Raw genomic sequence first — 12,644 nt, 5'->3', positions numbered from 1 at the left:
ACCAGGAAGGAAAGGATCCGCGGATGCCCGAGACACCCGAGATTCCCGCCCACTACCGCAGGGACCGCTTCGACCCGGTGCCCGAACTCCTCCGGATGGCCAGGGAGACCCCCCTGGTCGAGACCGACGTGACCATCGGCCCCTCCCGGCAGCTCGGCTGGGTGGCCACCGGACACGCCGAGGTACGGGCGGTCCTCTCCGACGCCGAACGGTTCAGCACCCGGCCGCCCGCCGACAGCGAGGAGGACGCGCAGAGCCTGGTGCAGGCGGGAAACCTCCTCCAGTACGACCCGCCCGACCACACCCGGCTGCGCAAACTGCTCACGGCCGAGTACACGGTGCGGCGGATGCGCCGGCTGGAGCCCCGCGTCGAGGAGATCGTCACCGACAGCCTCGACACGATGGAGCGGATCGGGCGTCCCGCGGACCTCGTACGGTACTTCGCCTGGCCGATCCCGGGGCTGGTCAGCTGCGAGCTGCTCGGCGTGCCCCGGGACGACCAGACGGAACTGGCCCGCTACCTCGACGTCACCCGCGACGTCGGCCGCACCCAGGAACAGCAGCTGGCCGCCGGCAAGGCCTACTGGGCGTACATGGGACAGCTCGCCGAGCGCCGGCGCCGCGACCCCGGCGAGGACATGCTCGGCAACCTGGTACGCGAACAGGGCACCGCCGTCTCCGACGCCGAACTGGCGGGCATCGGCGCCACGGTGATGGCCGCCGGCTTCGAACAGGTCGCCAGCATCATCGGCCTGGGCACCCTGCTGCTCCTGGAGCACCCGGACCAGCTCGCCCTGTGGCGCGAGCACCCCGAGCTGACCGACCGGGCCGTGGAGGAGCTGCTCCGCTACCTCACGGTCATCCACACCGCGTCGCCCCGCACCGCACTCGAAGACGTCACCATCGGCGGCCAGGAGATCAAGGCGGGGGAGAGCGTGGCCTGTTCGCTGCTGGCCGCCAACCGGGTACCGGCCGCCGGCGAGCCCGAGGACCGCTTCGACATCACCCGGGAACCGACCCCGCACATGGCCTTCGGGCACGGCATCCACCACTGCCTCGGCGCCCCGCTCGCCAGGATGGAACTGCGCATCGCCTTCCCGGCGCTGCTGCGCCGCTTCCCCGGCCTGCGGCTGGCCGTACCGCCCGAGAAGGTCCGCTTCCGGCCCGCCCGGTCACGTCAGTACGCCCTGGAATCCTTGCCCGTCGAATGGTAGGAGGCGCAATGCCGGAGGAGACCCAGCACCAGTTCGACCACGCCCGCAGGGCGGGCTTCGGCCCGTCCGACGACATCCGCCGCCAGCGCGCCGAAGGCGCCATCATCAAGGAAGAGGTGGCTCCGGCGCCCGGAGCCGCGACCGAGCCCATCTGGATGGCCCTGGGGTACGAGGCGGTCCGGCAGGTGATGGGCGACCACGCTCGCTTCAGCAACCAGCGCCGGTTCCGCGCCAAGGTCACCCGCGGCGGCAGCAAACACCGCCCGCAGGAGATGTCCGGCCACCTCATGGACTACGACCAGCCCGAGCACACCCGGCTCCGCAGGATGCTCACACCGGAGTTCACCGTCCGCCGCATCCAGCGGCTGAAGCCGGTCACCGAGCAGATCGCCGAACGCTGCCTGGACGCCATGGAGCGCAACGGGCCGCCCGCCGACCTCGTCGAGCTGTACGCGAGCCCGATCTCCGGCGCGGTGCTGTGCGAACTGCTCGGCGTGCCCCGCGACGACCGGCGCGAGTTCCTGGTCAAGCATCAGTGGCAGCTGGAGCAGGACCGCAGCCGAAAGGACCGGGCCGCCGCCCAGGCGTACACCTCCGGCTACCTGCGCGCGCTGGTCAAACGGCAGCGCAAGGACCCCGACGAGGGGTTCATCGGCCAGCTCATCCGCGACCACGGCGACAACTTCGACGACGAGGAACTGCTCGGCATCTGCGGCCTGATGGTGCTCGCCGGCCTCGACAACGTCACCGGCATGGTCAGCCTCGGCGTGCTGGCCCTCCTGGAACACCCGGACCAGCTCGCCGTGCTGCTGGCGGACCCCGAGAAGAACGTGGACCGCGTCGTCGACGAACTGCTGCGCTTCCTGTCCGTTGCCCACGCGCCGACCCCGCGCACCGCCGTCGAGGACGTGGTCGTGGCCGGGCAGCTCATCAAGGCGGGCGAGGAGGTCGTCTGCTCCATCCCGATGGCCAACCGCGACCCGGTGCTCGCCCCCGACGTCGACCGGCTCGACGTCGACCGTGACCCGCTGCCGCACATCGCCTTCGGGCACGGCATCCACCACTGCATCGGCGCCGCCCTCGGCCGGATGGAACTGCGCACCGCCTACCTGGCCCTGTGGCGCCGCTTCCCCGGCCTGCGGCTGGCCGTGCCCGCCGAAGAGGTGCCGCACAAGACGAACTCCATCGCCTACGGCCTGGAGCACCTCCCGGTCGCCTGGTGACGGCCGGGACCCACCAGGGCGCGCGGCGCCCGGACACCCCGGAAATGAGGAGAGCACGATGGTCGAGGTACGGGTGGACCCGGAGATCTGCGCCGCTTCCGGCATGTGCACGCTGCTGGTGCCCGCGGTCTTCGACCAGTCGGAGGAGGACGGCACGGTGCTGCTCACCGACGCGACGCCTCCCGCGGAACTGGCGGCAAAGGTGCGAACGGCGGCCCTGCGGTGCCCGGCCGGTGCCATCGCGGTGCACGAGACGGAGACGGACGCCCCCGGCGCGTAGCGCCACCGGCCCGGCACGACGACGCCGGACCACCGGAATACGCTACGAAAAGCTCCTGGTGGCCGGGGACCCCGGCCACCAGGAGCTTCCGCGTTGCCGCAGGGCGCCGGCGCTACGGGCCACCGGCCTCCACCCGCACGCCGCCGGTCCGGTCCCCGGAGGGCCCGACCGGCCCGGCCGCGGCCCCGCTCCGCACCGTACGCAGCCGCCGCGCGTCCGCGACCGTGGCGCAGCCCGCCAGGCCCAGGGCGTCGGCCAGTTCGGCGGCCAGCAGGCCCAGCACCCGGTGTACGCCCGCCTCCCCGGCCGCGGCCAGGCCCCACACCGGCGGCCGCCCGACCAGCACCCCGGACGCGCCCAGCGCCAGCGCCTTCAACACGTCCGTACCGGAGCGGACGCCGCTGTCCAGCAGCACCTCGCAGCTCCCGCCGGCCGCCTCGGCGATCTCGGGCAGCGCCTCGATGCTCGGCAGGGCGCTGTCCAACTGACGACCTCCATGGTTGGACACCACGACCGCGTCGACGCCGAACTCCGCGGCACGCACCGCGTCCTCGGCCGCCAGCACCCCCTTGAGCAGCAGCGGCAGCCGGGTCCGCGCCCGCAGCTCCGCCACCTGCGACCAGGTCAGGGCCGAGGAGAACTCCTGGCCGGTGTGGACGGCCACCGCCGACGCCCCGGCGGCCCGCCGGTGGGCGGCCGAGGCCCCGCCGCCGTCCAGGTGGACCGCCCGCACCCGCTCCGGCAGCGCGAACTCGTTGCGTACGTCGCGCAGCCGCCGGCCCATCCACGGCACGTCCACCGTCAGCATCAGCGCCTCGCAGCCGGCGTCCTCCGCGCGTCGCGCCAGCTCCAGCGCACGGCCGGGCTCGCGCAGCCAGTACAGCTGGAACCAGACCCGGCCGCCGAGCGCGGTGATCTCCTCCACCGGCACGGTGCTCAGCGTGCTGACCGTGAACGGCACGCCCGCGGCCTTCGCCGCCCGGGCCGCCGCCAGTTCACCGTCGGGATGCACCAGGCTCTGGTACGCGACCGGCGCCACCGCCACCGGCATCCGCGCCGGACGTCCCAGCAGTTCGGCGCCGGTCGACAGCCGCGACACGTCCCGCAGCACCCGCGGCCGCACGAAAACCCGGTCGAACGCCTCCCGGTTGGCGGCGAGGGTGCGCTCGCGCCCGCTGCCGCCCGCCACGAAGTCCCGCACCCCGGCGGGCAGCACCGCGGCGGCGGCACGCTCGATGTCCTCCAGGGTCAGGAGCGTGTCCGCCGCCGCGGTGCCGCCGGGCGCCGGGTCCTCACAGGACACGCTGGCCCTTCTTCTCCAGCTCCACGGCCTCGTACAGTGCCTTGATGTTGGAGCTGCCGAACGTCTGCGCACCCTGCCGCTCGATGATCTCGTAGAAGATCGTGCGCCGCGGGTGGGTGGAGGCGGTGAAGATCTGGAACAGCTGCCCGCCGTGGTCCTGGTCCGCCAGCAGACCGGTCGAGCGCAGGTCGTCCAGGCTGTGGTCGCTGAGCGAGATCCGCTCGCCCAGCAGGTCGTAGTACGCGCCGGGAGAGCTGAGGAACTCCACGCCGCGGCCGTCGAGGGTACGCACCGCGTGCACGGCGTCGTCACAGGAGAACGCGAGATGCTGGACCCCCGCCCCGTGGTGGCTCTTGAGGAAGTCGTCGATCTGCCCGGGGTCGGCCGTGGTGTCCGGCTCGATGAGGGTCAGGGTGACCCGGCCGGTGGGGCTCTGGACGACCTTGGAGTCCATCGCCTGCGCGCCCACGACGATGTGCTCCTCGAAGATCTCCCGGAAGCCGAGGGCCCGCTGGTAGTACGCGACGGTCGCGTCGAGGTCGCCGTGGTTCAGGCACACCGCGATGTGGTCCAGTTCGAGCAGCCCCACCTCGCTGGGCACCGGCTGCCGGGAGTGCAGCGTCGGCACGAAGCCGGCCGGCAGCCCGGGGCCCTCCTCCGGGGCGCGCTGCACCAGCGTGTGCACCACGTCGCCGAAGCCGCTGACGGTGGCCGTGACGCCGCCGCCGGGCTCGTGCCGGGCGGGCTCGCGCAGGGGCTGGGCGCCGTTGGCCACCGCGTGCGCGAACGCCCCTTCGACGTCGGCGGTGCGCAGCGCGATGTCCGCGACGCCGTCGCCGTGCGCCAGGACGTACACCGACGCCGGATGCCGGTCGGAGGTCGCCATGGTCAGCACCAGGGTGATCGTGCCGTGCCGCAGGGCGATGCTGCGGTGCTCGGTGGAGCCGCCGGTGCCGACGACGGTGAACGCGTACCGGTCGACCCAGGCGAACGCCGCCGCGTCCAGGTCTTCCACGTACATCTCGACGTGGTCGATCGCGAGATCGCTGACAGCAGCCGTTGCCGCTGTGGTTTTCGAAACTGTCATGAGAGTCCCCGTTTGAAGGAATGATCTCGGCGCGGCTCGTCGAGCCGGCTCGCCTACCGGAGTGGACGGATTACCTGCCGCACGACCGGCGCCGGTGCCCGGCCCGGCCTAATCCGTGGACTTCTTCGTGAGTTCGCCACTGCCGCCGGACAGCGGAAGGCGAACAATTTCGGTGGTGCCCGACATTACACCGGCACTACCGCTGTCGCACCTGTCAAGAATTACGCTCCGGCCGGCCGGCCCGGCGCGGTATCTCCTTGACCCCGTACGCGCCCGCGAGAACCATTGCTGTCGATCCGGCCCTGGGGGATGCTGAGGTGCGGCGCGGCCCAACGGACGCGCGCGCCGTACCCCTTCCTGACCGACAGAAGGCAGTCATGGAAATCATGCAACCGGAAATCGCCGCCGCAGAGTTGAATGCCGCGACGCTGCACGCGTCGCTGGCCGACGCCGCTATGGAGTCCATGAATCTTCTGAATCAGATCGCCGACGAGTATCCGGAAGCGATCTCTTTCGCGGCGGGACGGCCGTACGAAGGATTTTATGACGCATCCCAGGTGCATGAATACCTTGAGATCTTCTGTGAGCACCTGCGTACCGAGCGCCGGATGACGGAAGCGGAAATCGCGCGGACCCTGTACCAGTACGGCGAGACGAAAGGGATCATCGCCCCGCTGATCGCGCGGGGTCTGGCCGTGGACGAGGGCATCGAGGCCGTGGACGGGTCCGTGGTGGTCACGGTCGGCTGCCAGGAGGCGATGTTCCTCGTCCTGCGCGCGCTGCGCGCCGACAGCAGCGACGCCCTGCTCGCGCCCCGACCCGCCTACGTCGGCCTGACCGGCGCCGCGCTCCTCGCCGACCTGCCCGTGCTGCCGGTGCACACCGGGGAGCACGGCATCGACCTGGACGACCTGCTCACCCAACTGCGCCGCGCGCGGGTCGCGGGCCGGCGGGTGCGCGCCTGTTACGTGACGCCCGACTTCGCCAACCCGGTGGGCGCCAGCATGGAACCGGCCGAGCGGCACCGCCTGCTGGAGATCGCCGAGAGCGAGGACCTCCTGCTGCTGGAGGACAACGCCTACGGCGTCTTCCACACGTCCGCCGAGCGGCCGCCGACGCTGAAGTCCCTGGACCGCAACCGCCGCGTCGTCTACCTCGGCTCGTTCGCCAAGACCGGCGTCCCCGGGGCCCGCGTCGGGTACGTGGTCGCCGACCAGCGGGTGACCGGCGAAGGCGGCGACCGCCTCCTCGCCGACGAACTGTCGAAGATCAAGAGCATGCTCACCGTCAACACCTCACCGATCGCCCAGGCCGTCATCGGCGGCAAGCTGCTCCGCCACAGGTGCAGCATGGTCGAGGCCAACCGCCGTGAGACGGACGTCTACCGGCGCAACCTCAGCCAGGTGCTGTCCGGACTGGCCCGGCGCTTCGCCGACTGCCCCGGCGTCACGTGGAACGAGCCGACCGGCGGCTTCTTCGTCGTCCTGAACGTGCCGTTCACCGTCACCGACGCCTTCCTGGAGCACGCGGCCCGCCGCCACGGCGTGCTGTTCACCCCGATGCACCACTTCTACGGCGCGTCCGCACAGTGCCGCCAGCTCCGGCTGTCCATCAGCACCCTCACCCCCGAACGCATCGAGCAGGGCCTCGACCGGCTCGCCGCGCTCATCACCGAACGGCTCCGCGCCAACGGCGGTGCCCGGTGATCCGCACCCTCGCCGTCGTCGGCACCGGACTGATCGGCACCTCTCTCGCCCTCGCGGCCGCCCGCCAGGGCGTCACGGTCCACCTCCAGGACAGCGACCCGTCCGCCGTACGGACCGCCGCCGCCCTGGGCGCCGGCATACCGGGGCCGCCGCCCGAACCGGTCGACCTCGCCGTGATCGCCGTCCCGCCCAGCCTCGTCGCCACCGTCCTCGCCCAGCAGCAGGCACGCGGGCTGGCCAGCACGTACACCGACGTCGCCAGCGTGAAGTACGAGCCGGAACGGGCGGTCCTGGCCAAAGCGCCCGACCCCACCCGCTACATCGGCGGCCACCCGCTCGCCGGCCGCGAGCGCTCCGGCCCCCTCGCGGCCCGCGTGGATCTCTTCCAGGACCGCGTATGGGTGCTCACTCCGTCCCGGCTCACGTCCCGTACGGCCCTGGACCGCGCGCTCTCCCTGATCGGGCTGTGCGGTGCCGTACCGCTGGTCATGCAGAGCAAGGCGCACGACGACGCGGTGGCGCTCACTTCCCACGTGCCGCACGTGGTGTCCAGCCTGATGGCGGCCCGGCTCGGGAACGGCCCGCCCCAGGCGCCGCGGCTCGCGGGCCAGGGCCTGCGCGACGTCACCCGGATCGCCGGCGGCGACTCCCGGCTCTGGAGCGACATCCTCCAGGCCAACGCCGGTGCCGTCGCCGGCGTCCTCACCGACCTCCAGGCCGACCTCGCCGAACTCCTCACCGCCCTGCGCGACCTGGCAGGACCCGGCCGGCGCAGTGCGCAGAGCCTGGGCACGGTCGTGGACCTCCTCGACCGGGGGATCGCCGGACTGGACGGGATGTCCAGCGGCCACCCGGGCCGCCCGCCGTGCTCCGCGTCCGTACGTGTCCGGATCGCCGACCGCCCCGGCGAACTCTCCCGGCTCCTGACCGCCACCGCCGAACTGGGCATCAGCCCCGAGGACGCCGAGGTGCGCCCCGCCGACGGGCCGCACGGCGACCTGGCGGTCCGGCTCGCCGTGCCCGCCGCCGTGACCGGCCCCCTGATCGCCCGCGTCACAGCCGAGGGCTGGGACGCCGATGCCGACGGCCTGCCGGCGCACGCCGCGAGCACCACGCCGGCGAGCGGGTGAACGCCGACGCCGCCCTGTCCCTGTCTACCTGACGCGCGCCCCGGGCTCGTACACGAACGGCTGGGTGGTCGTCACGCACACGAACCCGCGCTTGGCCAGCGTGGGTTCGGACGTGGGAAGCGCGTCCACGATCGCCTGGGTACGGCCGCGGACGCACGCTTCCCGCAGCCGGGCGGCGACCAGCGCGGTGAACAGCCCCTGCTTCCGGTACGCCGGCCGGGTCCGCCCGCCGGCCAGCTCGGCGAAAGCACCGCCCGGCCGGTAGTGCACCCGCCCGCACGCCGCCGGCACACCGTCCACATAGGCGACGTAGACACTCATCTCCCCGGGCGCGTCCCGCAGGCGCATCCCCAACTGCCGCCGCTCCTCTTCGGCATCGCTGCGCCCAAGGTCCCGGGAGATCTCGGCGACGTCGTCCAGGCCCCGCGCGTCCCCGACCCGGCGGACGTCGTGCGCCGGAGCACCGAACGCCGCTGCCGTCTCCTCGCTCACCGGCAGCACCAGCACCTTCTCCACGTCCTCCGGCTCGAACCCGGCAGCGCGCAGCCGGCTCTCCATACCGGCCGGGACGTCATGGCCGTACAGCTTCCACTCCAACGCGTAGCCGAGCGCATCGGCACGGGCGGTCTCCGCGCGTATCACGGAGCCGGCGTCCTCCTCCGTGCACCGCGCGAAGACGATCCGGCACTCCGACCCGTCCGGAGCGGTCTCCCGCACGACCCCGCTGTCCGGGTCGGGCGTACCGGAAGCCCGGCGCTCCTCGTCGAGGCGCGCCAGCAGACCGGCGATCTCACTTCTCTTCATGTGTGAAGTCCTCACAGAACAGTGGGCAGGCCCACGGCCGGAAAGAGACCGGGACCGAAAACAATGATCTCCGCGACACGGCCGTCCTCGACGCGGAGCACTTCGAGACCGTACGCATGGTGGACACGCTCGCCGGGTCCCCGGGCGTAGAGAGCCACAGCAGGCTGCCGGTTCATCCGGGTGGGCACACAGCGGAGCCCCGGAGGCCGGGGGCGCGGGCCTTCTCCCAGAACGGCGGCAAGGGCCGCCTCATCCCCTTCCTCCAGGGCCTCCACGTAATGCCGGAGGACCACACTCCCCTCAGAATCCGCAGGCCCTCCAGGCCCTCCAGGCCCTCCAGGCCCTCCAGGCCCTCCAGGCCCTCCAGGCCCTCCAGGCCCTCTGCCCGGCAGCCGGTCCCGCAGCCTCGGCCGGGCCCGCTGCAGCGCGCTGTTCACCGCCGCCACACTGACCCCCAGCGCCGCGGCCGTCTCCCGCGCCGGCCAGCCCAGCACGTCCCGCAGAACGAGCACGGCCCGCGGACGCGGCGGCAGTGACTGGAGCGCCGCCACGAACGCCAGCCCGATCGTCTCCTCGGCCACCACCTCACCGGCCACCTGTTCCAGCAACGTGTCGGGACACGGCTGCACCCAGGGCAACGTGTTCGCCGACGGGGGACGCGGCCGGGAGGCCAGGTGGTCGAGGCACACGTGGGTGGCGACCCGGTACAGCCATGTACGGAACGTCGCCTGCCCGGCGAAGGACTCCCGCTCGTGCCAGGCCCGTGACAGCGTCTCCGTCACCAGCTCGCCGGACTCCTCGAACGAGCCCAGCATCCGGTAACAGTGCACGTGCAACTCCGCCCGATACCGCGCCCCCAACCGGGAGAACGCCGCCGCGTCCTCACCCATCGAAGCCTCCCGTGCCTCACCCGACCCACCCATCGACATCTTCCCCAGCGAGGGTACTGACGTCGCGTGAACACGAGTCTCGCGTACGGAGGTTCGACTGTCTGGGGGTCCCGCTGCGCGGCGGCGGGAGAGGTACCGGCGGGCTGTCCGGCCCGCTTCAGCCCAGTTCCAGGCTCGTCACCGCGTAGCCGAGTTCCGGTCGGACCGCGGGGACCGGGCCCGTGTACATGCGCATCGTGTGGGAGTCCGGGACCAGCCCCCGGGACAGGGCCAGGGAACGTGCGCTGTGGTGCGGGTCGGGAATGTCGACGTGGACCGTGTCGTCGGGGCCAAGATGCGAGGTCAGCGCGTCGAAGAGGGACTCGGCGCCCCGGGAGGTGTCGGCGAAGAGCGGGCCGAGGCGGTATCCGTCGCGGGCCGGCCGGAGCACGCCGTACCCCGCGACGTTCCCGTCGCGCACCTGGACGTACGCGTGGTGGCCGGCGGCGGTGAGCCAGCGGGAGAGGAACGCCCGCCGGCCGGCCGGGAAGCACTGCCGGTCGTACGCGGCCACCTCGTCCAGATGACCGGCGGTGACGGGCACGACCGGCACCGCGGGCGTACCGGGCCGTACGGGACGGCCGCGGTAGCGCGTGGTCCGGTAGGCGGTGCTGAAGCCGGAGCGCCGGTACGTGGCCTCCTGCGCCGGGACCGCGTCCAGGCCGATGGTCCGGTCCCCGGCGTGCGGTACGGCGGCGCGCCAGGTCGCCAGGCCGAGCCCGCGGCCGCGGAAGTCCGGGTGCACCAGGTAGTAGCCCAGGAACGCGTACCGCGGTGAGTAGTTGACGACGGAGACCGACGAGACGAGCTGCCCGTCGAGGAGGCCGATGAAGAAGCCGTCCGGGTCGGTGGCGTGGAAGCAGTCGGTGTCGACGAGGCCGGGGTTCCAGCCCTCGTCGGCGGCCCACCGGGCGACGCCGCGCCACTCCTCCAGGGTGGCGGGGCGGACGGTGAACTCGCCGGCCGGGGCGCCCGGGACGGTGGTGATCGTCGCGGTGGCGGCCCCGGGGGCGGCGGCCGGGGTGTCGGTGGTGGCGTGCTGGCGCGGGGTCTCACCGGGGGAGGTCATACCTGGTGTACGTCCTTGGCTGTATCGGGCCCCGCTGCCGTGCGGGGCGGCGGGGCGGCGGGGGCATCGGCCGGCCGCCCTGGTCAGGGGCGGCCGGCCCGGCCGGGCGTGCGGGCCCGTACCGGCGTGGTGTCCGTCAGATCAGGTCCATGGCGGCCACTTCGTCGGGCCGGCCGTAGCTGACCGGTCCCTGGAAGCGCCGCCGGGCGGTGGCGAACCACCACACCGTAGCGATGACGAGCACCACGCCCAGCGCGATCGGCGCGTAGTTGAACGAGCCAGCGGTGATCGGCGAGGCCTGCGGCAGCATGAACAGCACACTGCTGATCACGATCCAGGTCACCGCGACGGCTGCGACCAGCTTGCCGTACCGCCCCAGGTTCCACGGCCCGGGCTGGAACGTGTCCAGCCGCAGCCGCAGGAAGATCGGCACCGCGTAGGCGAGGAAGAGCCCGACGACGTTGATGCTGACGACAGCGGTGAACGCGGTGTGCGACCACCAGCCCGGAATGACGAGGACCAGGGAGCAGGCCGCGGCCAGCCAGACCGCCTTGACGGGGGTACGGGTGCGCGAGGAGACCGAGTGCCACCACCGGGAGCCGGGCATCGCGCCGTCCCGGGAGAAGGCGAAGATCTGCCGGGTGTTGCTGGTCATGTTGGCCAGGCCGCAGAAGAGCATCGCGCCGATCACGATCAGCAGCAGGAACTTGGCGGTGCCCGCGCCGAGCGCGTCGATGAGGATCTGCACCGGCGGCGCCTCGGCGCTCGCCGCGCCCGCGTAGTCGCGGATCGCGAAGACCAGGGCGAGCATCAGGACCAGACCGGCGACCGCGGAGTAGCCGATGGCCCGCATGATGCCCTTGGGGGCGTTGACGGTGGCCTGGACCGTCTCCTCGGACATGTGGAAGCTGCCGTCGAACCCGGTGAACGTCCAGCTGGTGACGAGCAGGCCGAGCATCGCGCCGTACAGGCCGTTGGTGAACCCGGTGTTGTTGACGAAGTGCGTCACGAACGACGGGGACTGGTGGTGCGAGGGCAGCGCGACCAGTGCGGTGACGATGACGACCAGGCCGATCAGCAGCCACCACACGGAGATACGGTTCAGCACCGCGACGAGCTGCACGGTGAAGGTGTTGGCGAGCGCCTGGACGAGCAGGATCGCCGCTGTGATCAGGACCGCCCGCTGCGGCGTGGCCTCGTAGGACGGCCACTGCATGGCGATGAAGGCCTGGATGAAGGTGGCTGCCGCGTAACCGGTGGCGGCCGTACCGCCGACCTGGCCCGCGAAGTTCAGCCAGCCCGTGTACCAGGACCAGGCGCCGCGGTGCCGCTTGGCCAGTTTCCCGGCCGAGAAGTACAGCGCGCCGCTGGTCGGGTACGCCGAGGCGATCTCCGCCATCGAGGCGCCGACGAACAGCACCATCGCGGCGACGGCTATCCAGCCGAAGACGAGGATCACCGGCCCGCCGGCGTTCATTCCGAACCCGAAGGAGGAGAAGATGCCGGAAATGATGTTGATGATGGTGAAAGAGATGGCGAAATTGTCGAACGCGCGGAACCGCCGGGTCAGTTTCCGCGGATAGCCCATGGCGTGCAGCGTCGCGTCGTCGTCGAGGGTGACGGGATCCGCGGCGCGGCGGGTTCTGGTACGGGTGGGGGACACGGGGTCGGACACAACCGCAACCTTTCTGGTGGGGGACAGGAAGACATCGGCGCGGAGCGTCGATACGCGGTGTCGGCACCTGTCTTCGGGGCGTGCCGGGGCCGGGGGAGGCCGCTTCCGGCAGGCCGGGGGATCGGGGGACGGTCGGGCGGCGGGCCGCCGGCCCGGTGAGCGGCGAGCGGCGGACGGCCGCCCACGGGGCGCCGGGCGGCGGACGGCCGGCAGTGGCCTGCGGA

General features: G+C 72.4%; 11 protein-coding genes. 5 read left to right on the top strand and 6 right to left on the bottom strand.

The annotated features are described in order from the left end of the window. The first annotated feature begins 23 nt into the window (after window positions 1-23). The 3 genes from ACZ4Z1_RS31525 to ACZ4Z1_RS31515 are packed head-to-tail and all read left to right on the top strand — an operon-like array spanning window position 24 to window position 2,717. Complete coding sequence (locus ACZ4Z1_RS31525) at window positions 24-1,214, top strand: cytochrome P450 (protein WP_468490062.1); 1,191 nt, start codon at window positions 24-26, stop codon at window positions 1,212-1,214. A gap of 8 nt (window positions 1,215-1,222) precedes the next feature. Continuing rightward, complete coding sequence (locus tag ACZ4Z1_RS31520) at window positions 1,223-2,437, top strand: cytochrome P450 (RefSeq protein WP_468490061.1); 1,215 nt, start codon at window positions 1,223-1,225, stop codon at window positions 2,435-2,437. A 58-nt stretch (window positions 2,438-2,495) separates the two neighbouring features. After that, window positions 2,496-2,717 carry a ferredoxin gene (locus tag ACZ4Z1_RS31515; RefSeq protein ID WP_468490060.1) on the top strand — a complete coding sequence of 74 codons (222 nt, stop codon included), beginning with the start codon at window positions 2,496-2,498 and terminating at the stop codon, window positions 2,715-2,717. A 112-nt stretch (window positions 2,718-2,829) separates the two neighbouring features. Here the strand turns inward: ACZ4Z1_RS31515 and ACZ4Z1_RS31510 are convergent, their stop codons facing one another. Further along, the gene (locus ACZ4Z1_RS31510) at window positions 2,830-4,020 is read right to left on the bottom strand and encodes an alpha-hydroxy acid oxidase (protein WP_468490059.1); all 1,191 of its coding nucleotides are present in this window, start codon (window positions 4,018-4,020) and stop codon (window positions 2,830-2,832) included. After that, a complete protein-coding gene (hppD, locus tag ACZ4Z1_RS31505; RefSeq protein WP_468490058.1) occupies window positions 4,010-5,107 on the bottom strand; it encodes a 4-hydroxyphenylpyruvate dioxygenase in 1,098 nt (365 codons plus the stop codon). Before hppD ends, ACZ4Z1_RS31510 begins: the two co-directional genes overlap by 11 nt. A gap of 377 nt (window positions 5,108-5,484) precedes the next feature. On the opposite strand from hppD, the gene ACZ4Z1_RS31500 reads away from it, so the two are divergent. Then, window positions 5,485-6,813, top strand: coding sequence for an aminotransferase-like domain-containing protein (locus tag ACZ4Z1_RS31500; protein WP_468490057.1), 1,329 nt, complete (start codon window positions 5,485-5,487; stop codon window positions 6,811-6,813). Continuing rightward, window positions 6,813-7,943 (top strand): prephenate dehydrogenase, encoded by a 1,131-nt coding sequence (locus ACZ4Z1_RS31495; RefSeq protein ID WP_468490117.1) that lies wholly within the window; start codon window positions 6,813-6,815, stop codon window positions 7,941-7,943. Before ACZ4Z1_RS31500 ends, ACZ4Z1_RS31495 begins: the two co-directional genes overlap by 1 nt. Before the next feature lie 24 nt (window positions 7,944-7,967). Here the strand turns inward: ACZ4Z1_RS31495 and ACZ4Z1_RS31490 are convergent, their stop codons facing one another. The 4 genes from ACZ4Z1_RS31490 to ACZ4Z1_RS31475 all read right to left on the bottom strand — a co-directional run bounded on the left by ACZ4Z1_RS31490 (window position 7,968) and on the right by ACZ4Z1_RS31475 (window position 12,333). Continuing rightward, window positions 7,968-8,747, bottom strand: coding sequence for a GNAT family N-acetyltransferase (locus ACZ4Z1_RS31490; RefSeq protein WP_468490056.1), 780 nt, complete (start codon window positions 8,745-8,747; stop codon window positions 7,968-7,970). A gap of 11 nt (window positions 8,748-8,758) precedes the next feature. Further along, window positions 8,759-9,637: a sigma-70 family RNA polymerase sigma factor gene (locus ACZ4Z1_RS31485; protein ID WP_468490055.1), complete on the bottom strand. Its 879-nt coding sequence runs from the start codon at window positions 9,635-9,637 to the stop codon at window positions 8,759-8,761. 157 nt (window positions 9,638-9,794) lie between these two features. After that, on the bottom strand, window positions 9,795-10,745 hold the full coding sequence (locus ACZ4Z1_RS31480) for a GNAT family N-acetyltransferase (RefSeq protein WP_468490054.1): 951 nt from the start codon (window positions 10,743-10,745) through the stop codon (window positions 9,795-9,797). A gap of 136 nt (window positions 10,746-10,881) precedes the next feature. Further along, window positions 10,882-12,333 (bottom strand): amino acid permease, encoded by a 1,452-nt coding sequence (locus ACZ4Z1_RS31475; RefSeq protein WP_468490116.1) that lies wholly within the window; start codon window positions 12,331-12,333, stop codon window positions 10,882-10,884. Window positions 12,334-12,644 lie beyond the last annotated feature (311 nt).

It is taken from the genome of Streptomyces sp. NPDC030165, from assembly GCF_055573595.1.
Note: the sequence above shows the minus strand (reverse complement) of the source record. Positions and strands in the feature narration are given on the sequence as shown.

Excerpts from the sequence above, each read along its gene's own strand:
- ACZ4Z1_RS31515 (WP_468490060.1), top strand. The coding sequence starts at position 2,496 with ATGGTCGAGGTACGGGTGGACCCGGAGATCTGCGCCGCTTCCGGCATG.
- ACZ4Z1_RS31490 (WP_468490056.1), bottom strand. The coding sequence starts at position 8,747 with ATGAAGAGAAGTGAGATCGCCGGTCTGCTGGCGCGCCTCGACGAGGAG.
- ACZ4Z1_RS31480 (WP_468490054.1), bottom strand. The coding sequence starts at position 10,745 with ATGACCTCCCCCGGTGAGACCCCGCGCCAGCACGCCACCACCGACACC.
- ACZ4Z1_RS31520 (WP_468490061.1), top strand. The coding sequence starts at position 1,223 with ATGCCGGAGGAGACCCAGCACCAGTTCGACCACGCCCGCAGGGCGGGC.
- ACZ4Z1_RS31525 (WP_468490062.1), top strand. The coding sequence starts at position 24 with ATGCCCGAGACACCCGAGATTCCCGCCCACTACCGCAGGGACCGCTTC.
- ACZ4Z1_RS31485 (WP_468490055.1), bottom strand. The coding sequence starts at position 9,637 with ATGGGTGAGGACGCGGCGGCGTTCTCCCGGTTGGGGGCGCGGTATCGG.
- ACZ4Z1_RS31500 (WP_468490057.1), top strand. The coding sequence starts at position 5,485 with ATGGAAATCATGCAACCGGAAATCGCCGCCGCAGAGTTGAATGCCGCG.
- ACZ4Z1_RS31475 (WP_468490116.1), bottom strand. The coding sequence starts at position 12,333 with ATGGGCTATCCGCGGAAACTGACCCGGCGGTTCCGCGCGTTCGACAAT.
- hppD (WP_468490058.1), bottom strand. The coding sequence starts at position 5,107 with ATGACAGTTTCGAAAACCACAGCGGCAACGGCTGCTGTCAGCGATCTC.